The sequence below is a fragment of the Streptomyces sp. NPDC008001 genome, from assembly GCF_042958085.1.
Lineage (GTDB): Bacteria > Actinomycetota > Actinomycetes > Streptomycetales > Streptomycetaceae > Streptomyces.
Map to the genome: position 1 here is coordinate 466,516 of NZ_JBIBIZ010000009.1, position 22,529 is coordinate 489,044.

Genomic DNA, 22,529 nt, shown 5'->3' on the forward strand with positions numbered 1-22,529 from the left:
TTCCCCTATCAGGGCCCCGCACCGCGGGGCCCTCTTGGCATCTTCTGTCACTCCCGCCAGGATGCGGTGTGCAACACCACCGACACAGGGAGTGATGTTCATGCATGCGATCCGTACCGCCGCCGCTGCCGTGACCACTGCCGCCGCCCTGGCCCTGCTCTGCGCCCCCTCGGCCGGAGCGGCGGCAGCGGGGACAGCGGGGACAGGGGCAGGGAGGGAGCGGCTCGGCCCCTGCGCCGCGGGGCAGCTGTGCCTGTGGACGAAGACCGGCTTCCGCGGGACGCGGAGCACGAGCGAGCTCGCGGACATCGGCATCGAGGACTGCGTGGCCTTACCGGCGGGCAGCAGCGCGGCGGCCCTCGCCAACCGCACGGGGCGCCCCGTCACCGCGTACCAGAGCGCCACGTGCGCGGAGACGGGCGAGTTCACCACGTACCCCTCGGGGTCGTGGGCACCGGAGACGCCGTTCACCGTACGGGCGTACAAGGTCTGGGAGCACTGAGCTCCCGCCCCCGAACTGCCGCCGCCCCCGGCCAGCAAAGCTGGCCGGGGGCGGCGGCAGTGGAGCTATCCGGGGCGATCCCGAGCGGGAGGCGTTACGCGTCGCCGCCGGCCGCGCCCGGGTCGGCCGCGGTGACGTCCAGCAGCTGGTAGCGGTCCACCGCCTGCTTCAGCACGGAGCGGTCGACCTTGCCCTGCTTGGCCAGCTCGGTGAGCACGGCCAGGACGATCGACTGGGCGTCGATGTGGAAGAAGCGGCGCGCCGCACCACGGGTGTCGGCGAAGCCGAAGCCGTCGGCGCCCAGCGACTGGTACGCACCCGGCACCCAGCGGGCGATCTGGTCCGGCACGGCCCGCATCCAGTCGGAGACGGCCACGAACGGGCCCTCGGCGCCCTGGAGCTTCTGCGTCACGTACGGGACGCGGAGCTCCTCCTCCGGGTGCAGGAGGTTGTGCTCCTCGACGGCGACGGCGTCCTTGCGGAGCTCGTTCCACGAGGTGGCCGACCAGACGTCCGCCTTGACGTCCCACTCCTCGGCGAGGATCTTCTGGGCCTCGATCGCCCACGGCACCGCGACGCCCGAGGCCAGGATCTGGGCCGGGATCGCGCCCTTCTCGCCCTGCGCGAAGCGGTACAGACCCTTGAGGATGCCCTCGGCGTCCACGTCCGCCGGCTCGGCCGGGTGCTGGATCGGCTCGTTGTAGACGGTCAGGTAGTAGAAGACGTCCTCGGCGTTCTCGCCGTACATCCGGCGCAGACCGTCCTTGACGATGTGCGCCATCTCGAAGCCGAACGCGGGGTCGTAGGAGACGACGCCCGGGTTGGTGGACGCCAGCAGCTGCGAGTGGCCGTCGGCGTGCTGCAGGCCCTCACCGGTCAGGGTGGTGCGGCCCGCCGTGGCGCCGAGCACGAAGCCGCGCGCCAGCTGGTCGGCCATCTGCCAGAACTGGTCGCCCGTGCGCTGGAAGCCGAACATCGAGTAGAAGACGTAGACCGGGATCAGCGGCTCGCCGTGCGTCGCGTAGGCGGAGCCCGCCGCGATCAGCGAGGCCGTGCAGCCCGCCTCGGAGATGCCGTCGTGCAGCATCTGGCCGGTCGGCGACTCCTTGTACGCGAGCAGCAGCTCGCGGTCCACGGACTCGTACTGCTGGCCGAGCGGGTTGTAGATCTTCGCCGACGGGAAGAACGCGTCCATGCCGAAGGTGCGGTACTCGTCGGGGGCGATCAGCACGAAGCGCTTGCCGATCTCCTTGTCCCGCATGAGGTCCTTCAGGATGCGGACGAACGCCATGGTCGTGGCGATCGACTGCTGCCCGGAGCCCTTCTTCGCGGTCGCGTAGGCCTTGTCGTCCGGCAGGGCCAGCGGCTTCGACCGGTCGACGCGGGTCGGCACGTAGCCGCCCAGCGCGTTGCGCCGGTCGTGCATGTACTGGATCTCCTCCGAGTCGCGGCCCGGGTGGTAGTACGGCGGCAGGCCGGACTCCAGCTCCTTGTCGGCGATCGGGATGTGGAGGCGGTCGCGGAAGCGCTTGAGGTCCTCGACCGTGAGCTTCTTCATCTGGTGGGTCGCGTTGCGGCCCTCGAAGTTCGGACCCAGGGTCCAGCCCTTGACGGTCTGCGCGAGGATCACGGTCGGCTGGCCCTTGTGGGCCTTGGCCGCCGCGTACGCCGCGTAGATCTTCTTGTGGTCGTGACCGCCGCGGCCCAGGTGCAGGATCTGGTCGTCGGTCATGTTCTCGACCATCTTGCGGAGACGGTGGTCGTCGCCGAAGAAGTGCTCGCGGATGTACGCACCGGTCTCGGTGGCGTACGTCTGGAACTGGCCGTCGGGGGTGCTGTTGAGCTTGTTGACCAGGATGCCGTCCCGGTCCTGGGCCAGCAGCGGGTCCCAGGAGCGGTCCCACACCAGCTTGATCACGTTCCAGCCGGCGCCGCGGAACTGCGACTCCAGCTCCTGCATGACCTTGCCGTTGCCGCGCACCGGGCCGTCGAGGCGCTGCAGGTTGCAGTTGACGACGAAGGTCAGGTTGTCCAGGCCCTCACGGGCGGCGATGGACAGCTGGCCGAGCGACTCCGGCTCGTCCATCTCGCCGTCGCCGAGGAACGCCCAGACGTGCGACTTGGAGGTGTCGGCGATGCCGCGGGCCTCCATGTAGCGGTTCATGCGGGCCTGGTAGATCGCACCGAGGGGGCCGAGGCCCATCGAGACGGTGGGGAACTCCCAGAAGTCCGGCATCAGGCGCGGGTGCGGGTAGCTGGACAGGCCGTAGGGGGCCTTGGACTTCTCCTGGCGGAACGAGTCCAGGTGCCGCTCGGAGAGCCGGTCCAGGAGGAACGCGCGGGCGTAGATGCCCGGGGACGCGTGGCCCTGGAAGAAGATCTGGTCGCCGCCGTCGCCCTCGTCCTTGCCGCGGAAGAAGTGGTTGAAGCCCACGTCGTACAGGGAGGCGGAGGAGGCGAAGGTGGCGATGTGGCCGCCGACGCCGATGCCCGGACGCTGGGCCCGGGAGACCATCACGGCCGCGTTCCACCGGGTCGCGTTGAGGACCTTGCGCTCGATCTCCTCGTTGCCCGGGAAGAACGGCTCGTCCTTGGTCGCGATGGTGTTGACGTAGTCCGTGCTGCGCATCTCGGGCACGGCGACGCGCTTCTCGCGAGCCCGCTCGATCAGGCGAAGCATGAGGTAGCGGGCACGTTCCCGGCCTCGCTCATCGACGGCTGCGTCGAGCGAGTCGAGCCACTCCTGGGTCTCTTCGGGATCGAAGTCCGGGACCTGGCTGGGAAGGCCGCCAATGATGATCGGGTTGCGATCGGATCCGGAAGCCACGCTGTTCCTTCGCTGTTCGGTCGTGGTCGTGCTCTGCACGCGATGTTGCTGCGCACGCGGTCAAATATGGGGCTGCTTTATCTGGCGCCGGCTCCCATCGTGGACCGCGGCGGCGGAAACGTCATCTCTACTGGGCGGTAACCACCACGGGTGAGACGAAGCAGCGTTTGTTGGTCGCCCGGGGCGGCCAAATCGCAACCTTACGCCCCCAAAGGGGGTCCCCCGTGTACGGCTGTTCGGAGTCGCCCTCGGGAATCGCATGGAGTAACTTCACAAAACGGGCAAAGTTCTGTGTGGTGAATCACTTACCCCTCCTGCCTCATGGTTGGAGTTGCCACAGGACGTCCGCGTCCGTCAACGTTTCGGCGGTCTCGATGGCCGGGTACTTGCGCGATCCGTCCGTCACGTGTGGACTACGCCCATCGTTTCGCGTACGCGCGAGGCGAATGCAACGTCTCGAAGGATGACAGGAGGAAATCCGTGAGCGCGACCGCGGACCACGCGGAGGAGCGGACCAATCCAGCCGGAAGGCTGGGTTTCGAGCCCGGACAGGTGGTCCAGGAGATCGGCTACGACGACGACGTCGATCATGATCTCCGTGAAGGTATTGAGTCCCTCATCGGCCAGGACCTCGTCGACGAGGACTATGACGACGTGGCCGACGTCGTCCTGCTGTGGTTCCGGGATGAGGACGGAGACCTCACGGACGCGCTGGTGGACGCCCTCGGCCTGCTCGAGGACGGCGGGATCATCTGGCTGCTGGTCCCCAAGACCGGCCGTGACGGGTACATCGAGCCGAGCGATGTCAGCGAGGCGGCCCAGACCGCGGGCCTGAGCCAGACCAAGAGCATCAGCGTGGCCAAGGACTGGACCGGCGCCCGCCTGGTCGCCCCCAAGCGCTAGGCCCCGGCCCGCCGCCGCGGGCCGCCGCCGAACCGTGTCACCGCGCCCCCCGGCGCCCCTTCCCCCTGCCCGGAGCGGGGGAGGGGGCCTGCCGGGGGGCGCAGTGCATCGCGCGGGGGGCGCAGTGACACACTGGCGGCCTACCCGCCGGTGGCCGGGACCGGACGCAGGTCCCGGGCCGGCCCCTGCCGAGACGAAGAGGGATGCGAACATGGCGATCGAGGTCGGCACCAAGGCCCCGGACTTCGAGCTGAAGAACCAGCACGGCGAGACCGTGCGGCTCTCCGACTACCGCGGCGAGAAGAACGTCGTCCTGCTCTTCTACCCCTTCGCCTTCACCGGCGTGTGCACCGGCGAGCTGTGCGCCCTGCGCGACGAGCTGCCGAAGTTCGTCAACGACGACGTGCAGCTGCTCGCCGTTTCCAACGACGCCCCCTTCTCGCTGCGCGTCTTCGCCGAGCAGGAGGGCCTCACCTACCCGCTGCTCTCCGACTTCTGGCCGCACGGCAACGTCAGCCGCGCCTACGGCGTCTTCGACGAGGAGAAGGGCTGCGCCGTGCGCGGCACCTTCATCATCGACAAGGAGGGCGTCGTGCGCTGGACGGTCGTCAACGGCCTGCCCGACGCGCGCGACCTGGGCGAGTACGCCGAGGCGCTCGCCGCTCTCTGAGCCGAGAAGCACGCCATCGCGGGAACCGGTCAGTAGGATCCACACGTTGACCGGTTGCCATCGCACAAAGGGGAGCGGCCGAGCCATCCGCCTCGGTCACCCCTCGAACCAATGGAGGACTCGTGGGAGTCAGTCTCAGCAAGGGCGGCAACGTCTCGCTGACCAAGGCGGCCCCGAACCTGACCGCGGTCATCGTCGGTCTCGGCTGGGACGCCCGTACCACCACCGGTACGGATTTCGACCTGGACGCCAGCGCGCTGCTGACGAACGACCAGGGCAAGGTCGCCAACGACCAGAACTTCGTCTTCTTCAACAACCTCAAGAGCCCCGACGGCTCGGTCGAGCACCAGGGTGACAACCTCACCGGTGAGGGCGAGGGCGACGACGAGGTCATCAAGGTCAACCTGGCCGGTGTGCCCGCCGACGTCGCCAAGATCGTCTTCCCGGTCTCGATCTACGAGGCCGAGTCGCGGCAGCAGAGCTTCGGCCAGGTGCGCAACGCCTACATCCGCGTCGTGAACCAGGCCGACAACACCGAGCTGGCCCGCTACGACCTCAGCGAGGACGCCTCGACCGAGACCGCCATGGTCTTCGGCGAGCTGTACCGCCACGGCGCCGAGTGGAAGTTCCGCGCCATCGGCCAGGGCTACGCCTCCGGTCTGCGCGGCATCGCCCAGGACTTCGGCGTCAACGTCTGACGACGGGCCCGACACAGGCCATCCGCGTCCGGCGCCGCACCCCCGCCCCCCGGGAGTGCGGCGCCGGACGCGCACGGTGCCCCGTCAAGGACCCGGGGCGCCGGATCTCGACCCGGGGAGGAAACAAGATCATGGGCGTCACGCTCGCCAAGGGAGGCAATGTCTCCCTCTCCAAGGCCGCACCCAACCTCACCAACGTGACCGTCGGTCTCGGCTGGGACGCGCGCTCCACCACCGGAGCCCCCTTCGACCTGGACGCCAGCGCCCTGCTGTGCGCCACGGGCCGCGTGCTCGGCGACGAGTACTTCGTCTTCTACAACAACCTCAAGAGCCCCGAGGGCTCCGTCGAACACACCGGCGACAATCTCACCGGTGAGGGTGAGGGCGACGACGAGACGATCCTGGTCGACCTGGCCAAGGTCCCGGCCGCCTGCGACAAGATCGTCTTCCCGGTGAGCATCCATGACGCCGACGTCCGCGGCCAGAGCTTCGGCCAGGTCAGCAACGCCTACATCCGCGTCGTCAACCAGGCCGACGGCAGCGAGCTCGCCCGCTACGACCTCAGCGAGGACGCCTCCAGCGAAACCGCGATGATCTTCGGCGAGGTCTACCGGTACGGCGGCGAGTGGAAGTTCCGCGCGGTCGGTCAGGGGTACGCATCAGGCTTGCGCGGCATCGCCCTAGACTTCGGGGTCAACGTTTCGTAAAGCCGCGCACGGCGCGGGGGAAACCCCATAACGAAGGATTGGGTAGCCAGTGCTCCTGAAAACCTTTGGCTGGTCGTTCGCCATCACGGCGGCCGGTCTGGCCTTGGCCGGTGTCCTCTGGGGGTGGCAGGGGCTCGCGATCGTCGCGATACTGTCCGTCCTCGAGATCTCGCTCTCGTTCGACAACGCGGTCATCAACGCCGGCATCCTCCGGAAGATGAACCCGTTCTGGCAGAAGATGTTCCTGACCGTGGGCATCCTCATCGCCGTCTTCGGCATGAGGCTCGTCTTCCCGGTCGTCATCGTTGCCATCACGGCGAAGCTGAGTCCGATCGAGGCGGTCAAGGTCGCGATTCAGGACCACGACCGCTACGAAGCCCTCGTCACGAGCGCTCACCCCGCCATCGCCGCCTTCGGCGGCATGTTCCTGCTCATGATCTTCCTGGACTTCATCTTCGAGGACCGGGACATCAAGTGGCTCGCCTGGCTGGAGAAGCCGCTCGCCAAGCTCGGCAAGCTGGACGCCCTCTCCGTCGTCGTCTCCCTGGTCGTGCTGCTCGTCACCGCCACCACCTTCGCCACCGCGGTCCCGGTGCACGGCGGTGAGGGCACGGTCGACAAGGCCTCCACGGTCCTCCTCGCCGGAATCGGCGGTCTGGTCACGTATCTGATCGTCGGCGGCATTTCCGACTTCTTCGAGAACCGTCTGGAAGAGGAAGAGGAAGAGGCCGAAGAGGAGGCCGGGGCCGTGGAGGACGCGGTGCCGGGCGCCGCGAAGAAGAGCGGCGCCGCTGCAGGCGCCTCGGTCGTCGGCCTGGCCGGCAAGGCCGCGTTCTTCATGTTCCTCTACCTGGAGGTCATCGACGCGTCCTTCTCCTTCGACGGTGTCATCGGCGCCTTCGCCATCACCAACGACATCTTCGAGATGGCCCTCGGTCTCGGCATCGGCGCCATGTACATCCGGTCGCTGACGGTCTTCCTCGTCCGCAAGGGGACCCTGGACGACTACGTCTATCTCGAGCACGGCGCGCACTACGCCATCGGTGCCCTCGCCGTCATCCTGCTGATCACCATCAAGCACGAGATCAGCGACGTCATCACCGGCCTCATCGGGGTGGTCCTCATCGGGCTGTCCTTCCTGTCCTCCGTGGTGCGCAACCGCAAGGAGACGGAGGCCGGGGACGACTCCGGCGCCAAGCCGGAGGTCACTTCCGGCGTGTGACCCTTCGGGTGCGACCCCCTTACGGGGTGTGACCCCGGCACATTTGAGGAACGCTCTCAGCGGGGCGGTCGTGAGGCTCACCTCACGGCCGCCCCGCCGCAGTTGAGCGGGAATGTGCGGGAAGCGCGTGCGGGAAACGTGCGGAAAAAGGGTGGGGGTTCGGTCGTCATGGCGGTCTGGGACAGGTTCTTCAGCAACTGGGGGCGCGCGGCCGCGCAGCAGCTCGATTTCGGCGGTGCCAATGGCGCCGTCGAGCTGACCAAGCGTCATCCCTCGTTCTCGCTCACCAAGCAGGGGGCGGTCACCGGCAATCTGCGGGTCAACCTCTCCTGGCGGATGCGCACCTCGGACTTCGACGACCGGATCGGCCGCGGCCAGGGTCTACGGCACCCCATGCGGAAGTTCCGGCCCGAGATGGTGCAGGCGCAGGGCCCCGCCATGGTCAACGTCGACCTCGACCTCGCCTGTCTGTACGAGCTCCAGGACGGCTCCAAAGGCGTGGTCCAGCCCCTCGGCAACATACTGGGCAGCCTCAACTCCCCGCCGTACGTCCAGCTGAGCGGCGACGACCGCTTCGGCTCGGGATCGGGCGAGACGATCTACATCAACATGGACCACCGCGCCGACTTCAAACGGCTGCTCGTCTTCGTCTACATCTACGACGGCACCCCGGCGTTCGACCGTACGCACGCCATGGTGACGCTCTACCCCGGCAACGGCCCCCGGATCGAGATCGCGCTCAACGAGCGCGCACCGGAGGCGCGGTCGTGCGCCGTGGTGATGCTGGAGAACGTCAAGGGCGAGATCCTGCTGCGGCGCGAGATGCGGTACGTGTACGGGTTCCAGGCGGAGCTGGACCGGCTGTACGGGTGGGGGCTGCAGTGGGGGCGGGGGTACAAGACGAAGGTGTGAGGGCTCCCTGCACGGGGGCCGTCACCTCACCCTTGCAGCCGTCCGGCGATTGAGGACCGGGGTCCGGGGCGGGCCCCGGGGCGTGCCGCCGTCAGCGGTTCGGCAGGAACTGCGGGCCCTGCGGCGGCAGCCGGAAGGACGGATCCGGCACCGGGCGGTACTGCGGGTATCCGTAGGCGGGTGCCGGTGCCGGTGGGCCGGTGGGCGCGGGCTGCGGGTATCCGTAGGCGGGCTGCGGCACCGCCGGCGGTACGGGCGGTGGCGGGGGGTAGCCGTATCCCGGCTGCGGCTGCGGCTGCGGCTGCGGCGTCGGTCCGGGCTCGGGTGCGGGCTGCACCGGCTGCACGGGATTCTGCGTGGGCGCAGGTCCCCCTGCTGCTTCCTCCGATTCGTCCACCGAGATCCCGAATTCCGTGGCCAGTCCGACCAGGCCCGAGGCGTACCCCTGTCCCAGGGCCCGGAACTTCCAGCCCTCTCCCCGCCGGTAGAGCTCGCCGCAGATCATCGCGGTCTCCGAGCCCGTCTCCGGCTGGACCTCGAACAGGGCGATCGGCTCGCCGGTCTCTCCCGGAGCGACCGCCGCGGCGTCGTAGAGCAGGACGCACAGGTCCCGCACCCGGCCGAAGTCGCCCCCGTCCGCGGAGGCGGCCAGCACGACGCGGTGCACCGCCGGCTCCAGCGTGCCCAGGTCGGTCTCGATCGCATCGGTCAAGCCTTCGACCAGCCGCTTCTTCGGCAGGTGGCGGACGGCCCCGGAGGGGTGCCGCGGCTGGTTGTAGAAGACGAAGTCCTCGTCGGAGCGGACGCGGCCGTTCTCGCCCACGAGCAGGGCGGAGGCATCCACGTCCGGGACGCCCGGGCCGGGGGTCCAGCGCAGTACGGCCCGCACGGCGCGGGCGTCCAGCGGGATGTTCGACCCCTTCAGCATGGCGTGCGTCATGTCCGCAATCCTGCCCTCCCACGGCTCCGGGGGACAACGCAGGGGTCGGCGACGGTGCCGACGATCACGAAACCGGCACATGACGCCCCCGCCGGCTCCCCGTGCCGACATCCCGGCGACTCATGCGGAGCCCCAGATTTTCATGCGTTTGGGGAACTCTTGACCCGCCGCCGGACGTACGATAATCGGCCACTCTTGCGCGTGGATCAGCCTGCGCAGGTGGGTGGCCACGGGGAGAGTAATGAGGCATTTCGAACACCTTGCGCCCTCGGTGCGGAATGGGCTGTTCCACCGGGAGCCGGTCGCCTTCGACGCCGGCTCCCCGGCCCGTACGCTCTCCGTGGCCCTCGGCGCGACGCTCTACAGCCCGGCGACGCGGACCTCCCTCGCCGCGGACGCCGTCAAGCAGGCCGGGCAGGGCGTGGTGTCGATGGTGCTGTGCCTGGAGGACTCCATAGGCGATCACGACGTGGTCGCCGCCGAGGAGAACCTCGTCCGGCAGTTCACCGCGCTGCACGAGGCCCGGGCCGCCGTGCCGCTGCTCTTCGTCCGGGTGCGGGAAGCCGCTCAGATCACCGATCTCGTACGGCGGCTCGGGCCGGCCGTGCGGCTGCTGTCCGGGTTCGTCCTGCCCAAGTTCACCGAGGAGCGCGGGGTCCCCTTCCTGGAGGCGCTCACCGAGGCCGAAGCCGCCTGCGGGCAGCGGCTGTTCGCCATGCCCGTCCTGGAGTCGCCCGAGCTGCTCCACCTGGAGACGCGCCGCGAGACCCTCGCCGGGATCGCCCGCGTCGTGGACAAGTACCGCGACCGGGTGCTCGCCCTGCGGCTCGGCGTGACGGACTTCTGCTCCGCGTACGGGCTGCGCCGAGCGCCCGACATGACCGCGTACGACGTCCAGCTCGTCGCCTCGGTGATCGCCGACGTGGTGAACGTGCTCGGGCGGGCGGACGGCAGCGGCTTCACCGTCACCGGCCCGGTGTGGGAGTACTTCAGACAGCACGAGCGGATGTTCAAGCCGCAGCTGCGGCGGACGCCCTTCGCCGGGCCCGCGGAGGAGCTGCGCACGGCTCTCATCGAGCACGACATGGACGGGCTGCTGCGGGAGATCCAGCTCGACCGGGCGAACGGCCTCCAGGGCAAGACCTGCATTCATCCTTCGCACGTCGCGCCCGTTCACGCCCTGTCCGTCGTCAGCCATGAAGAGTTCAGCGACGCGCAGGACATCCTGCGGCCCGAGCGGGACGGCGGCGGAGTGCTGCGGTCCGCCTACACGAACAAGATGAACGAAGTGAAGCCGCACCGGGCCTGGGCCGAGCGGATCATGCTGCGCGCCGAGGTGTTCGGCGTCGCGCGGGAGGACGTGAGCTTTGTGGAACTGCTGTCGGCGAGCGTGGGGGCGGGCGCGTGAGCGCGGGTGCGGGTTCCGGTGCGGGTACGGGCGCGGGTGCGGGCGCTGTGTGGTCGGGGCAGTGGGTTGCCGAGCGGCTGGGCGTCTCGCTGGACGGTGACGCCCGGCTTCCCGAGCTGCTCGGACTGGCGCTGCGGCGGAACCCCAAGCGGGCGCACCTGCTGGTGTCGAACGTGCTGGGCAAGCACGTGCCGGCGGCGCCGGCGGCGGTGTACGGGTCCGGGTTCGGGCTCGGGCGGCGGGTCCGGGAGCTGCTCGGGGAGGAGGAGGCCGGGCGGGCCGTCGTGCTGGGGTACGCGGAGACGGCCACCGGGCTGGGGCACGCCGTGGCCGACGGGCTGGGGCTCGCTCCGTACCTGCACTCGACGCGGCGGGCCGTGGCGGGGATCGCGCCGGTGGGGGGCTTCGAGGAAGAGCACAGCCATGCCACGTCGCACCTGCTGCTGCCGGAGGACCCGGGGTTCTTCGCGGGGGGCGGGCCGCTGGTCCTGGTGGACGACGAGTTCTCGACGGGGCGGACGGTCCTGAACACGATCGCGGCGCTGCACGCGGGGTTTCCGCGGGGGCGGTACGTGGTCGTGGCGCTGGTCGACATGCGGTCGGAGGAGGACCGCGCGCGGCTCGCCGAGTTCGCGGCGGAGCTGGGGGCGCGGGTGGATCTCGTCGCGCTGGCTTCGGGGGCGGTGCGGTTGCCGGACGGGGTGCTGGAGCGGGGGCAGGAGCTGGTGGCCGAGCGGGAGGCGTCGGCGGCTGCCGGTGCGTCGGGGTGCCGGGGCCGGGGGCTCCGGGGTGGGGGTCCGGGGCCGCATATTTACGGGCCCGGACCCGGCGCCGCTTCGGTGCCCTCGTCCCCGTCGGGCCCACAAATACACGTCAGCGCCCCGGACCCCCACCCCTGCGCCCCCGCCCCCTCCCGTCACACTCCGGCCGCGCCGCCCGTGACCCGTGTGGACCTTCAGTGGCCCGTCGGTGTCCCCGACGGTGCCCGGCACGGCTTCACTCCGGAGCAGCGGGCTGGCTTGGAAGCCGCTCTGCCGGCTATGGCCGCTCGGCTTGCCAGTGTTCTGGGTACTGGGGTTGGGGGCACCCGGCGCGTCCTCGTTCTCGGTACCGAGGAGCTGATGTACGTTCCCCTGCGCCTCGCGCAGGCGCTCGATGACGTGGCGGCCGGCATTGACGTGCGGTTCTCCACCACCACCCGGTCGCCCGTCCTGCCCGTCGACGACCCCGGCTACGCGATCCGTTCGCGGATCACCTTTCCCGCGCACGACGAGCCCGCCGACGGTCCGGGCGACCGCTACGCGTACAACGTCGCCGGCGCCGGCTTCGACGCCGTCGTCGTGGTCACCGACTCGCACGGTGACACGCCCGAGCTGCACGCGGAGGGCGGTCTCCTCGACGCGCTGTCCGCGCACACGGCGAGCGTGCTGCTCGCCGTCGTCCCCTCCTACACACCCGAGGTCGCACCGCCCATGCCCGAGCCCCTCCGCGGCCCCGCCTTCTCCTCCTACGCGCCCGAGGACGTCGGCTGGCTCCTCCAGGACCTGTCGGGGGTCGAGCTGGAGGCGCCCACCGAGGAGCGCGAGGAGGCCATCCAGAGCGGCGGGGCGCACTACGCGGAGTCGCTGCCCGTGGAGTACCAGCCCAGTGCGCAGTACCAGGCCCTCTACCAGGCCGCTCTGGACGCGTCGGCGGGCCGGGTCGCCCGTGCCGTCGGGGTGGTCACCGAGACCGTGCTCGCCGAGCGGTCGCCCCGGCCCGTGCTCGTCTCGCTGGCCCGGGCCGGGACGCCCGTCGGCGTGCTGATGCGCCGCTGGGCCCGCCACGCGCACGGCCTGGACCTGCCGCACTACGCCGTCTCCATCGTGCGGGGCCGCGGCATCGACCGCGTGGCGCTGCGCTGGCTCGCCGAGCACCACGACCCCGCCGACGTCGTCTTCGTGGACGGGTGGACCGGCAAGGGGGCGATCACCCGTGAGCTGGCCGCGGCCCTGGAGGGCTTCGACGGGTTCGACCCGCGCGTCGCCGTCCTCGCCGACCCCGGTCACTGCGTGGACACCTACGGCACCCGGGACGACTTCCTCATCCCGTCCGCCTGCCTCAACTCCACCGTCTCGGGGCTCGTCTCCCGGACCGTGCTGCGGTCCGACCTGGTCGGGCCGCACGACTTCCACGGCGCCAAGTTCTACCGCGAGCTGGCCGGCGCCGACGTCTCCCGCGCGTTCGTCGACGGGGTGACGGCCCGCTTCGGCGAGGTGGAGGGGGACGCGCGGCGGGACGCCAAGGAGCTCGCCGGCACCGACCGCACGCCCACGTGGGCCGGGTGGGCCGCCGTCGAGCGGATCAGCGAGGAGTACGGCATCCACGACGTCAACCTCGTCAAGCCGGGGGTGGGGGAGACCACCCGCGTGCTGCTGCGGCGCGTCCCGTGGAAGATCCTCGCCCAGCGCGGGGCCGGGGCGGACCTGGATCACGTGCGGCTGCTCGCCGAGCAGCGCGGCGTGCCCGTGGAGGAGACCGACGGCCTGCCGTACAGCTGCGTCGGGCTCATCCACCCCCGCTACACGCGCGGCGCCACCGGCGCCGACGGCAAGGCGGTCGCGAAGTGACCGTCCTCGTCGCCAGTGACCTCGACCGCACCCTGATCTACTCGGCCGCCGCGCTCGGCCTGGAGGGGCCCGACGCCCTCGCGCCCCGGCTCCTGTGCGTCGAGGTCTACGAGCGCAAGCCGCTGTCGTACATGACCGAGACGGCGGCCGGCGTGTTCGCGGAGCTGGCCGCCGCCGTGCCCCTCGTGCCCACGACCACCCGGACGCGCGAGCAGTACGGGCGGATCCGGCTGCCCGGCCGCCCGCCCGCGTACGCGATCTGCGCCAACGGCGGCGAACTGCTCGTCCAGGGCGTCTCCGACCGGTCCTGGCGGGCCGGCGTGGAGCGGCGGATCGCCGCCGGGTGCGCCCCGCTCGCCGAGGTGCGCGCGCACCTGGTGCGGGCCGCCGACCCCGCGTGGCTGCTCAAGGAGCGCACCGCCGAAGACCTCTTCGCGTACCTGGTGGTCGACCGGGCGCTGCTGCCCGCGGGGTGGGTGGAGGAGCTCACCGAGTGGGCCGCCGCCCGCGGCTGGAGCGTGTCCCTCCAGGGCCGCAAGCTCTACGCCGTGCCGCGCCCGCTCACCAAGAGCGCCGCGGTCGCGGAGGTCGCGCGGCGTACGGACGCCTCCGAGGTGCTCGCCGCCGGCGACTCGCTGCTCGACGCCGACCTGCTGCTCGCCGCGGGCCGCGGCTGGCGGCCCGGCCACGGCGAGCTCGCCGACACCGGCTGGACCGCCCCGCACGTCACCGCCCTCAAGACGCGCGGCGTGGCCGCGGGCGAGGAGATCCTGCGGGCTTTCGCGGGTGCGGCGGCGTAGGCTCGTCGCACTCTTGTGTGCATCCCCGGTGAGTCGAGGAGGAACCGTGACGGAGTTCAAGGGCACTGTGCTCACACCCGAGTTGTACGCGTACGTGCTTGCGCACAACCCCCCGCTCGACCCCGTGCAGCGCGGCCTGGTGGAGACCACCCAGCGGGCCCTCCCCGCGCACGCGATCAAGCAGATCGCCGAGGAGCAGGTGGCGTTGCTGGCGTTCCTCGTGCGGCTGACCGGAGCCCGGCACGTCGTGGAGGTCGGCACGTTCACCGGCCTGTCCGCGCTGGCCATGGCGCAGGCGCTGCCCGAGGGCGGCAGACTCGTCGCCCTGGACGTCTCCGAGGAGTGGACCGCCTACGCCCGGCAGGCCTGGGAGCAGGCCGGCGTCGACGGCCGGATCGACCTGCGGATCGCACCCGCCCTGGACTCCCTGCGGGCCATGCCCGCCGAGCCCCGCATCGACCTGGCGTTCCTCGACGCCGACAAGGACAACTACGTCAACTACTGGGAGGAGCTCGTCCCGCGGCTGCGCCCCGGCGGCCTGATCGTCGCCGACAACACGCTGATGATGGGCTCGGTCCTCGACCCGCACAACCACCCGATGGGCGCGGCGGTACGGGAGTTCAACACGCACGTGGCGGCCGACAAGCGCATGGAGTCCGTGATGCTGACGGTCGCGGACGGGCTGACCCTGGCGCGGAAGGTCTGATCAGGCGCAGCAGCCGCCCCCGCAGCAGCCTCCGCCGCCCCCGGCCTGCGGCGCCGGCGCGGCGGAGGAGCCGCCCGTGACGGCGACGGCGGACAGCAGCTTCACCGTGTCCTCGTGCCCGGCGGGGCACGTCGCGGGCGCGGACGACTCGGCCATCGGCCGGCTCAGCTCGAAGGTGTCCCCACAGGCGCGGCAGCGGTATTCGTAACGAGGCATGCGGGCAGCATAGCCAGGCGGCCGGCGGCAGGGGTCACCCCGCCGCCGCCCCCCGCTCGCCCCGGATCTCCTGGACGACCCGGGTCACGGCCTCCCGCACCGCCTCCGTCTCCGTGAGGAAGTGCCACCAGTCCGGGTGCCGCCCCTCCAGGCCGGCGACCGCCCGGTCCAGGCGCTCGACCGCCGCGTCCAGCGGGCGGGCGTGGCGCGGGTCGGGCGTGCTGCGCCCGGCCATCGCCAGGCGCTGCGCGTCGCGGATCGCGAAGCGGGTGCGCTCGACCTCCCGCCGGTGGTCGGCGGACACCTCGTCCAGCCGCCGCAGCCGGTCACCGGCGGCGGAGACGGAGTCGTCGGTGGTGCTCAGCAGGGCCCGCACGGTCGACAGCAGGGCCTGGGCGTCCGGCCACCGCTGCTCGTCGCGCGCCCGGCGGGCCTCGGCGAGCTTCTCCTCCGCCCGGGCGACGGCGCGCTGCGCCTCGCCGGGCACCTGCTGGAGGTCCTGCCAGCAGGCGGCGCTGTAGCGGCGGCGCAGCTCGCTGAGGACGGGCTCGACGCCGGAGGCGCGGGTGGTCAGCGCCTGGGCCCGGGTGCGCAGGGACACCAGCCGCTTGTCGATCTCCGCGACCTTCGCGGGCAGCGCCTCGGCCTCGGCCCGTACGGCCCCGGCCTCCCGGAGCACCTTCTCCGCCCGCTGGAGGGTGCCGGGCACGCCGTGCTGCCCGGCGCCCTGGTTGAGCTTGGTGAGCTCGGGGGAGAGCGCCGCGAGCCGCGCGGCGAGGCCGTCCGCCGCGAGGCCCGCGTCCCGGACGGCGTCGAGGGCGACCGTGGCGGCGAGCAGGGCCTGGCGGGCGCGCTCCACGGCGGGCGCGACCCGCGCCAGCTGGTCCTCGGCGGCGGTCAGGAGCGGGGCGAGGCCCTGCCCGAACCGGTCCAGGTCGGCCTTGGTGCGCAGCAGCTCGTCCTTGGCCCGGGTGAGGTCCGTGCGGGCCCGGGCGGCGGCGCCGGCGTCGAGGTCCTCGCGGTCGAGGTCGTGCGAGTCGACGGCGGAGATGTAGGCGTGCGAGACCTCGTCGATGCGCTGCCCGAAGGCCGCGAAGTCGGCGGCGGCCTTGCGGGCGGCGGGGGAGGAGTCCGCCGCGGTGATCGTCTCGATGGAGATGCGCAGCTCGCGCTGGGCGGTGTCCAGCTCGTAGAAGGCGGCCGCGGCAGCGTCCTTCGCGGCCTGGGCGTCCGCGCGCTGCCCCTCCCCGCGGCCCCAGCCCCAGCGGCGCGTCCCGCCGCCGGCGAAGGCCGCGGGCGCGGTGGCCACGGCCGCGGCGAGCAGGGGGAGCGGCAGGAGGGCGAGGGCGGCGGCGTCCCGGACGGTGGCCGTGAGGGCCCGCGCAGCCCGGAAGCGGCGGTGTGCCGGTCGTGCGGACTGTGCGAAGGTCGCCGTCACTTGCCCTCTCCCGATGGATCGCCCCTGGCGGGATGCCATTCTCCCACCCGGTAAGGACGAACACACGGGACGGTCAGTTCACCCGCATGCGCCCCGCACGTCCACGGCGTCACGTTTGCGGCGACCCCGGCAGGTCGATGTAGGCTGTCACCTCGTGCCAGGGCGCATAGCTCAGCGGTAGAGCGCTGCTCTTACAAAGCAGATGTCGGCGGTTCAAATCCGTCTGTGCCCACCAGCCGAAACGCCCCCGCGGAGAGCCCTCCACGGGGGCGCTGACGGTCGCTTTTGACGGCAGTCCCTACTCTGGACGCCCCCGTCGGCGCCGCAAGAGCCGGTCCATGTGTCCCACTGCCTCTCTGCGCGAATCCTCCGACACGTGGGTGTAGACGTTCATGGTCACTGCGATCTGCGAGTGCCCAAGGATCTCCATCACCACGCGCGGCTGCACTCCCGCGGCGAAGAGCAGCGATGCGCAGCCGTGCCGGGCGTCGTGCAGGCGGATCCGTGGCAGGCCGGCGGACTGCCCGATCCGCTCGAACGACCGGCTGAGGTTCCGGGGCTCGATGGGACGCCCTGTACGCGTCGTGAAGACGTAGTCGCCGTCGTTCAACCAGTCCGTCCCGGCGGCTACGCGCTGAGCCTTCTGCCGCAGGCGTTGCCACCGCAGGGGAGCGATGCACATGAGCGGAAGAGGGATCACCCGGCTTCGCCGGTTCTTCGTGGTGTCCGCGTACAGCTCCTTCTGCACCCGTTGAAGCTGAGACCGAACGGACAGAGTCCGGCGGTCCAGATCAACGTCACCCCAGCGCAGCCCCAGGATTTCACCCCGCCGGAGGCCCAGCGACGCGGCCAGCACGAAAGCTGCGTACAGCGGATCCATGCGGGCTGCCTCCAGAAAGGACACGGTCTCGTCCAGCGTCCACGGATTCAGCTCTCTCGGCTGGACGTGCGGAGCAGGCACCAGTTGAGCCACGTTTCGGCTGATCAGCTCCTCCCGGCACGCGGCTGAGAGGGCGGAACGCAGGACGCGGTGCGACTCCTTGGCCGTAGCCGCCGACGCTTGGCGCTTAACGGCGGCGAGCAGACGACGCACGTCCGCAACGCCCAATGACTCCAACCGCTTCGCGCCGATCTGCGGTATGAGGTACAGGCGCACGTGCGTCTCGTACTTCGCGTACGTCGTCTTCTTGCGCTCGGGCGGCTTGACGTACTGCTCCAGCCAGTACGGAAACCACTCGGAGAGCTTGGCGGAGCGGGTCGGTGTCGGGATGCCCTGACGGTCCCGGCGCACCAGTTCCTGCCGTTTGGTGTCGCACTCCTCCCACGTGCTGCCGTAGACCGTCTTGCGCTTGCGGGTGCCGTCAGGCTGGGGGACATACACGCGGGCTTCGTACCGGCCGTCCTTGCGCTGCCAGATACTGCCAGCACCATTCGGGTTTCTCTTGCGTGCCATCAGGCGGCTTCCTCCAAGTTGGCCTGCATGAAGTTCTGCAGAGCGTCGGCGGGGATTCGGCGGGCCCGGCCAACCTTGATGCTCTGAAGCTGCCGAGAGCGGATGAGGTTGTAGATCATCGATCGGCTGAGGCGAAGGGCCACCATGACTTCGGGCACTGTCAGGGCCTCGTGGCTGGGGAGGGGAGGGGTGCTCATCGCTGCCTCCGAGTTGGAGTCACATTGCTCTGAGTCGCGACTCATCGCGACTCATCGCGACTCAGAGCGGGATGGAGAGGTGTTGAGTCGCGATGAGTCACGACTCAGGCGAATGTGGGCCGGAGGGGTTGAGGGTGATGCCGTTGTAGGTGGCCACTTGCCGGCCGTAGGCATCGCGGGGGCGCGTCCGGTTGAGCTGGGGGACTACAGCGAGCAGGTTGCGGCCGAACACCTGCTTCGAGCCGACCGCCTTCACGCCGTTGTCCTCGGCCCATTCCCGCCAGACCGCCCACAGGGCGTCCACGGGAACGCTGCAGGCCGGGCCGGTGATGCAGCGTTCGCGGACGAACGCGCTGGTGGGTGAGGCGGTGTCCTGCATGGTGGTGACCGCCTCGCGGCTGCACTCGGGCTCGGTGATCCTGCCCTTGGCTTCCAGCCGGGCAAGCCCGTCCAATGCCCAGTTCAGGATGCCGGGCATCTCCGCGGTGAGCCGGCCGAACAGGGTGGGGTCCTCTTTGCCCAGCCAGGACACCGTCATGTTCAGCACGACGAAGCGGCGGGCGATGACCCCGGAGGAGTCGCCGAAGTACGGCAGCTCGTTGGAGAGGATCATCAGCCGCGTGGGGAGCTTGCCGGTCCACACTTCGCGGTACTTGCGATCGACGTCGATCGTGTCCTCACCGGAGATGGTCAGCAGCCGCTCCACGACCTGACTGTCGTTGCCGGACAGCCGGGCGTCGGCAATGACTGCGAGCGGCTTGCCAACCAGCGTCGACAGCCCGAAGTTCGTGCCGAGACCGGCGAGGGTGGGTCCGGCGAGGTTCTCCTTGCCGACCAGCTCTTTGAGCACGCGGGCGATGGTGCCCTTGCCGGAGCGAGACGGGCCGACGATGAGAAGGATCTTCTGCTGGTCGGTGCGGCCGGAGAGGACGTAGCCGAACCACTCCTGTAGCGCCTGGATCGCGTCGGGGGCGTCGGGCCAGATCTGCGCCAGGAAGCCTTCCCAGGTGGGCGCGGTGGCCTGCGGGTCGTAGGCGAAGGGCACGGAGACGAGGTTGAAGAACCCCGGACCGTGCGGCAGCAGCTCCCGGTCCCCGATCCTCAGCAGCCCGTTTTCACAGGCCACGATCGGGCTTCCGTCCTGCTCGCCCTCACCATCGGGCGTGATCCAGGCGGGTGCATCTACATCGGTGGGGAGCAAGGTGATGGCTCCTAGGGCGTCGAGGAGGTTGCTGATCTTCTGCTTCGTGGGCGCCCAGTCCCGCATCTCCGGCTGCCCGTCCTTGCCAGGAGCGCTGTAGACGGCGTGCTCCAGGCGCTCGTACATGGCGGCGCGCACCTGCACTTCGTCCAGCTCACGCCAGCAGGTACCTGTCCAGCGCATCCACGAGCCGCGCCAGCGCCGGCGTACAAGCCGTCCCGTTTCGCTCTGCCAGTCCGGCAGCAGACGACGGGCCACAGCCAGCGGGTTGGAGGGGGCGGGCAGCTCTTCCAGGCCGGTCACGCGGCGGTCCTCGCTTCCGGGGGGGTCCGGAGCGGGCAGGAGTCGCGGTGGGCGGTGTGGGCTTCGACCAGGGCCAGCACGCGGGCAGGGCCGACGGCACTGTGCTCCCAACCACACCAGCACCATGAGGTGGCCGTGGGGGTAGCGCCGCGCGGCGCCCTGATGTGCAGCCACGCGATGGGGTAGCGACCGTCTCCGGCCTGCGGCTCAGGGCGAGGAGCTGAAAGGACGCCCTGACGGGCGGCCTTTCCCTGGTCGCGCCCCGGAGCCGGGGGTGCGGCCTTGTGGGCGGGGTCCGGTCGGCTGGTGGTGGGGTGGCGTTTGGGTTGCGGGGGCGGCGGGGTGGGGGTCATGCCGTCTCCCGGGGCCGGCAGGTGCGGGCGGAGTAGGCCAGGGCATCGCGGATCGTCGCGCGGCACTCGGCCGCTGGCAGTCCCACGGATTCCCCGGCCGACCCAAACGCTTCTTCGACCACGGCGCGGGGGATATCGCCCCAGACCACGAAGCGCCCCATGGCGATCGTCCGGGTCAGCAGCAGCCGGTGCCGCTGCCCCTTTCGGGCCGCCCGCACGGTCGCGACTTCGCGATCCAGGGCTGCCTCCGCCCGGCGGGTGGCCCGGCCGGGGATACGCAGGGCAGCAAGCTGCCGGGGCGGCTCGGGACGGGTGCCGAGCTGGTGCAGCAGCCAGCCGGGCAGCACAGCTGTGGGCCCGTCGTTCACCACCTCGTACATCCCCTGGGCGGTGGTGCTGCCCACGGCGACGATGTTGCCGCCCCACGCGCGGGTGTCGATGTTCGGGGCCACGGTCTTGGTGGTGCTGGGCAACCGGACACCAGCCGGGACGTGGAAGTACAGGTGAAGACCAGCGCTTGGTGTCCGCACCGTGTAGGTGGCCGGCCAGGGCACTCCGGCGCGCTCGCAGAGCGCCGTGAAGGATGTCGCGCCGCAAGGCGCGTCCGAACTGCTCTTGTCCTTTGAAACGTCCAGGTCGACCACGAGCAGACCGGACGGGCCGGTCGCGATGCCGACGTTGAACGGCCGCGTACTCCAGGCGCGGCGGATCCGGTCGGGGTCGGTGGTGGCGCGCTGCTCCCACTTGCGGTGCCCGCCGGCGCATTCGCCGGTCTTGGGGCAGGAGCGTTCGCCGTGCAGTGCGGAGCCTTTGGCGCCGGGGCGGAGCGGGTGGACGTGCCAGCCGCGGGCGGCGGCGTCCAGAGCGGCGGTGAGCAGGAGTGCTCGCCGCGTGGGGGCGTGATGCGTCATGCTGGTTGCCTCCAACGAGTCTGTTGCGGACTGGTTGGCCGGGGCGACCGCGTGTCTTTGGCGAGATCGGGCGGTCGCCCCGGGTGTACCTAGGCGATGTCCAGAGCGAGCTGGGATGGGGTACAGCGCGCGGCTTCGGGCGCCAAGCTGGCGAGCAGGGTGCGGTAGGCGAGGGCGGCTTGGTGGATGACGACGCCGTTGCCGAGGATCTTGAGCTGGTCGGAGCGGGACAGCCCGAGGTCCGTGCCGGTCACCCAGCCGGGTTCGGCGCCCATCATCCATTCCACGAAGCCCGGGGACAGGCGACGGTTGCCCTTCGTGCCCGGTTCGGTCGGCTCCGGCGCCGGGCGCCCCAGGACGGCCTCCCAGCGCCGGATGGCGGGCCCGTAGTCGGTGCCGTTAGTGGCCACCCACCGATCGTCCAGGCGAACGGCCTGCCCGGGGAGGTAGTAGTTCCCGGCCCGGTCGCGCTGGTTCGGCCCACCGTGCGGCCCGTCAGACGCTTTGGGAGTCGCCAGCAGGTTGACCACCACCTCGTTCAGCGGACGGGAGTTGGTCCCCAGCAGATTGGAGGCGCCGGACTTCCAGTCGCGGGCCGCGGGGGTGGGCAGCAGCGTCACGGCGGTGCGCAGGTTCATACCGCCCCTGCGCTTGGGCGAGGTTCCGGGGCCACCGGTTCCGTCGGCGGCGGCCGGGGTGGGCAGCAGCCTCAAGCGTTCGTCGGGGGCAGCAAGAAGACCACTTCGTCCTCCAGCGTGGGCCCGTGCCCGCCCGCTTTGCGCTTGTCCGGGTGCTGGGGTCCCCCGTTGCGGCCGAGCTGGGAGGTAGGGGTCTTCAGCAGCGGGATACGCGAGGGCGAACCAGCGGTCGCGCCGGTGGCAGGCTCCAACTTCGGGATCTCCAGCGCGTAGGCACAGCCACCGTGCGTCGTACCCGCACGCGGCCAGGTCCGCGGCGACGACGTCGAGTCCCCGGCTCCGGATGGCGGCGACGTTTTCCAGGAACACGAATCGGGGTCGAAGATGGCGAATGGCCTGAGCGACGGTTTTCCACAGCCCTGAGCGGTCACCGGCGATCCCTCCCCGAGATCCAGCGTTGGAGATGTCCTGGCAGGGAAAGCCGGCGGTCAGCGCCGCCGAGCGTGGCAGCGAGGCGGCCAGCGCCGCCCAGTCGACGGCCTTGATGTCGCCCAGGTTGCGGGTGTGGGGCAGGCGGGCGGCCAGCAGCCTTGATGCGGCCGGGTCCTTCTCGCCAACCAGGAACGTGGGCAGGCCGGTTACGGCTTCTACGGCCAGGTCCAGCGCACCGGATCCGGTGCACAGGCTGACGTTGCCGCCCTGCGGCGGCGCAACGGGAGGGTGGATCATGCTGTTTGCCTCCGACGAGTCTGTTGCGGACTGGTTGGCCGGGGCGACCGCGTGTCTTTGGCGAGATCGGGCGGCCGCCCCGGGCGTACTTACTGATCGTTTCAGAATGAGTTGAGCTGTGGGTCTTGCGCTCGGCAATCTTGGTCGGCAGGGTGTCCGGATGCGTGCTGATCTTGTTCCGGACGA

20 protein-coding genes and 1 tRNA gene are annotated in these 22,529 nt (G+C 70.8%); 12 read left to right on the plus strand and 9 right to left on the minus strand.

What is annotated here, in order from left to right; all coding sequences use genetic code 11:
* Positions 1–100 precede the first annotated feature (100 nt).
* Positions 101–502, plus strand: coding sequence for a peptidase inhibitor family I36 protein (locus tag ACFZCD_RS25925; RefSeq protein ID WP_391834774.1), 402 nt, complete (start codon positions 101–103; stop codon positions 500–502).
* A gap of 94 nt (positions 503–596) precedes the next feature.
* Here the strand turns inward: ACFZCD_RS25925 and aceE are convergent, their stop codons facing one another.
* Positions 597–3,329: a pyruvate dehydrogenase (acetyl-transferring), homodimeric type gene (gene aceE / locus ACFZCD_RS25930; protein ID WP_391834776.1), complete on the minus strand. Its 2,733-nt coding sequence runs from the start codon at positions 3,327–3,329 to the stop codon at positions 597–599.
* Between the two features lie 480 nt (positions 3,330–3,809).
* Between aceE and ACFZCD_RS25935 the strand changes: the two genes are divergently transcribed.
* The 6 genes from ACFZCD_RS25935 to ACFZCD_RS25960 all read left to right on the plus strand — a co-directional run bounded on the left by ACFZCD_RS25935 (position 3,810) and on the right by ACFZCD_RS25960 (position 8,441).
* Complete coding sequence (locus ACFZCD_RS25935) at positions 3,810–4,232, plus strand: DUF3052 domain-containing protein (protein ID WP_391834778.1); 423 nt, start codon at positions 3,810–3,812, stop codon at positions 4,230–4,232.
* A 211-nt stretch (positions 4,233–4,443) separates the two neighbouring features.
* Entirely contained in the window at positions 4,444–4,902 is a 459-nt protein-coding gene (locus tag ACFZCD_RS25940; RefSeq protein WP_391834780.1) for a peroxiredoxin, read from the plus strand.
* A 122-nt stretch (positions 4,903–5,024) separates the two neighbouring features.
* On the plus strand, positions 5,025–5,600 hold the full coding sequence (locus ACFZCD_RS25945) for a TerD family protein (protein ID WP_030369882.1): 576 nt from the start codon (positions 5,025–5,027) through the stop codon (positions 5,598–5,600).
* 131 nt (positions 5,601–5,731) lie between these two features.
* Positions 5,732–6,307, plus strand: coding sequence for a TerD family protein (locus ACFZCD_RS25950; protein ID WP_391834782.1), 576 nt, complete (start codon positions 5,732–5,734; stop codon positions 6,305–6,307).
* Positions 6,308–6,356: 49 nt separating this feature from the next.
* Complete coding sequence (locus ACFZCD_RS25955; RefSeq protein ID WP_391834784.1) at positions 6,357–7,529, plus strand: DUF475 domain-containing protein; 1,173 nt, start codon at positions 6,357–6,359, stop codon at positions 7,527–7,529.
* Between the two features lie 168 nt (positions 7,530–7,697).
* Positions 7,698–8,441 carry a Tellurium resistance gene (locus ACFZCD_RS25960; RefSeq protein WP_391834786.1) on the plus strand — a complete coding sequence of 248 codons (744 nt, stop codon included), beginning with the start codon at positions 7,698–7,700 and terminating at the stop codon, positions 8,439–8,441.
* A 91-nt stretch (positions 8,442–8,532) separates the two neighbouring features.
* Here ACFZCD_RS25960 and ACFZCD_RS25965 read toward each other — a convergent pair whose 3' ends face one another.
* A complete protein-coding gene (locus ACFZCD_RS25965) occupies positions 8,533–9,381 on the minus strand; it encodes a TerD family protein (RefSeq protein ID WP_391834788.1) in 849 nt (282 codons plus the stop codon).
* Between the two features lie 241 nt (positions 9,382–9,622).
* Here ACFZCD_RS25965 and ACFZCD_RS25970 point away from each other — a divergent pair, with 241 nt between their 5' ends.
* Genes ACFZCD_RS25970 through ACFZCD_RS25985 form a run of 4 tightly spaced genes read left to right on the plus strand, consistent with a single transcriptional unit; the run spans position 9,623 to position 14,904 of the window.
* A complete protein-coding gene (locus tag ACFZCD_RS25970) occupies positions 9,623–10,789 on the plus strand; it encodes an HpcH/HpaI aldolase/citrate lyase family protein (RefSeq protein ID WP_391834790.1) in 1,167 nt (388 codons plus the stop codon).
* Positions 10,786–13,398 (plus strand): phosphoribosyltransferase, encoded by a 2,613-nt coding sequence (locus ACFZCD_RS25975; RefSeq protein WP_391834792.1) that lies wholly within the window; start codon positions 10,786–10,788, stop codon positions 13,396–13,398. Before ACFZCD_RS25970 ends, ACFZCD_RS25975 begins: the two co-directional genes overlap by 4 nt.
* A complete protein-coding gene (locus ACFZCD_RS25980; protein ID WP_391834794.1) occupies positions 13,395–14,198 on the plus strand; it encodes an HAD family hydrolase in 804 nt (267 codons plus the stop codon). The genes ACFZCD_RS25975 and ACFZCD_RS25980 overlap by 4 nt, the downstream gene beginning before the upstream one ends.
* A 46-nt stretch (positions 14,199–14,244) precedes the next feature.
* Entirely contained in the window at positions 14,245–14,904 is a 660-nt protein-coding gene (locus ACFZCD_RS25985; protein ID WP_391834796.1) for an O-methyltransferase, read from the plus strand.
* Here ACFZCD_RS25985 and ACFZCD_RS25990 read toward each other — a convergent pair whose 3' ends face one another.
* A complete protein-coding gene (locus tag ACFZCD_RS25990) occupies positions 14,905–15,120 on the minus strand; it encodes a zinc ribbon domain-containing protein (protein WP_391834798.1) in 216 nt (71 codons plus the stop codon).
* Between the two features lie 34 nt (positions 15,121–15,154).
* Positions 15,155–16,558: a hypothetical protein gene (locus ACFZCD_RS25995; protein ID WP_391834800.1), complete on the minus strand. Its 1,404-nt coding sequence runs from the start codon at positions 16,556–16,558 to the stop codon at positions 15,155–15,157.
* Positions 16,559–16,718: 160 nt separating this feature from the next.
* Here ACFZCD_RS25995 and ACFZCD_RS26000 point away from each other — a divergent pair.
* Positions 16,719–16,793, plus strand: a tRNA-Val gene (locus ACFZCD_RS26000).
* A 63-nt stretch (positions 16,794–16,856) separates the two neighbouring features.
* Here ACFZCD_RS26000 and ACFZCD_RS26005 read toward each other — a convergent pair.
* The 5 genes from ACFZCD_RS26005 to ACFZCD_RS26025 all read right to left on the minus strand — a co-directional run bounded on the left by ACFZCD_RS26005 (position 16,857) and on the right by ACFZCD_RS26025 (position 22,343).
* A complete protein-coding gene (locus ACFZCD_RS26005) occupies positions 16,857–18,011 on the minus strand; it encodes a tyrosine-type recombinase/integrase (RefSeq protein WP_391834802.1) in 1,155 nt (384 codons plus the stop codon).
* Complete coding sequence (locus tag ACFZCD_RS26010) at positions 18,011–18,208, minus strand: helix-turn-helix domain-containing protein (RefSeq protein ID WP_391834804.1); 198 nt, start codon at positions 18,206–18,208, stop codon at positions 18,011–18,013. The genes ACFZCD_RS26005 and ACFZCD_RS26010 overlap by 1 nt, the downstream gene beginning before the upstream one ends.
* Before the next feature lie 97 nt (positions 18,209–18,305).
* Complete coding sequence (locus tag ACFZCD_RS26015; protein WP_391834806.1) at positions 18,306–19,712, minus strand: phage/plasmid primase, P4 family; 1,407 nt, start codon at positions 19,710–19,712, stop codon at positions 18,306–18,308.
* A gap of 349 nt (positions 19,713–20,061) precedes the next feature.
* Positions 20,062–20,976 carry a bifunctional DNA primase/polymerase gene (locus ACFZCD_RS26020; protein WP_391834808.1) on the minus strand — a complete coding sequence of 305 codons (915 nt, stop codon included), beginning with the start codon at positions 20,974–20,976 and terminating at the stop codon, positions 20,062–20,064.
* 89 nt (positions 20,977–21,065) lie between these two features.
* Complete coding sequence (locus ACFZCD_RS26025; RefSeq protein ID WP_391834810.1) at positions 21,066–22,343, minus strand: DNA cytosine methyltransferase; 1,278 nt, start codon at positions 22,341–22,343, stop codon at positions 21,066–21,068.
* Positions 22,344–22,529: the final 186 nt, after the last annotated feature.

Coding starts and splice junctions, on each gene's coding strand:
- ACFZCD_RS26020 (WP_391834808.1), bottom strand. CDS start 20,976: ATGACGCATCACGCCCCCACGCGGCGAGCACTCCTGCTCACCGCCGCT.
- ACFZCD_RS25925 (WP_391834774.1), top strand. CDS start 101: ATGCATGCGATCCGTACCGCCGCCGCTGCCGTGACCACTGCCGCCGCC.
- ACFZCD_RS25950 (WP_391834782.1), top strand. CDS start 5,732: ATGGGCGTCACGCTCGCCAAGGGAGGCAATGTCTCCCTCTCCAAGGCC.
- ACFZCD_RS26010 (WP_391834804.1), bottom strand. CDS start 18,208: ATGAGCACCCCTCCCCTCCCCAGCCACGAGGCCCTGACAGTGCCCGAA.
- ACFZCD_RS25960 (WP_391834786.1), top strand. CDS start 7,698: ATGGCGGTCTGGGACAGGTTCTTCAGCAACTGGGGGCGCGCGGCCGCG.
- ACFZCD_RS25965 (WP_391834788.1), bottom strand. CDS start 9,381: ATGACGCACGCCATGCTGAAGGGGTCGAACATCCCGCTGGACGCCCGC.
- ACFZCD_RS25990 (WP_391834798.1), bottom strand. CDS start 15,120: ATGCCTCGTTACGAATACCGCTGCCGCGCCTGTGGGGACACCTTCGAG.
- ACFZCD_RS26025 (WP_391834810.1), bottom strand. CDS start 22,343: ATGATCCACCCTCCCGTTGCGCCGCCGCAGGGCGGCAACGTCAGCCTG.
- ACFZCD_RS25970 (WP_391834790.1), top strand. CDS start 9,623: ATGAGGCATTTCGAACACCTTGCGCCCTCGGTGCGGAATGGGCTGTTC.
- ACFZCD_RS26005 (WP_391834802.1), bottom strand. CDS start 18,011: ATGGCACGCAAGAGAAACCCGAATGGTGCTGGCAGTATCTGGCAGCGC.
- ACFZCD_RS25940 (WP_391834780.1), top strand. CDS start 4,444: ATGGCGATCGAGGTCGGCACCAAGGCCCCGGACTTCGAGCTGAAGAAC.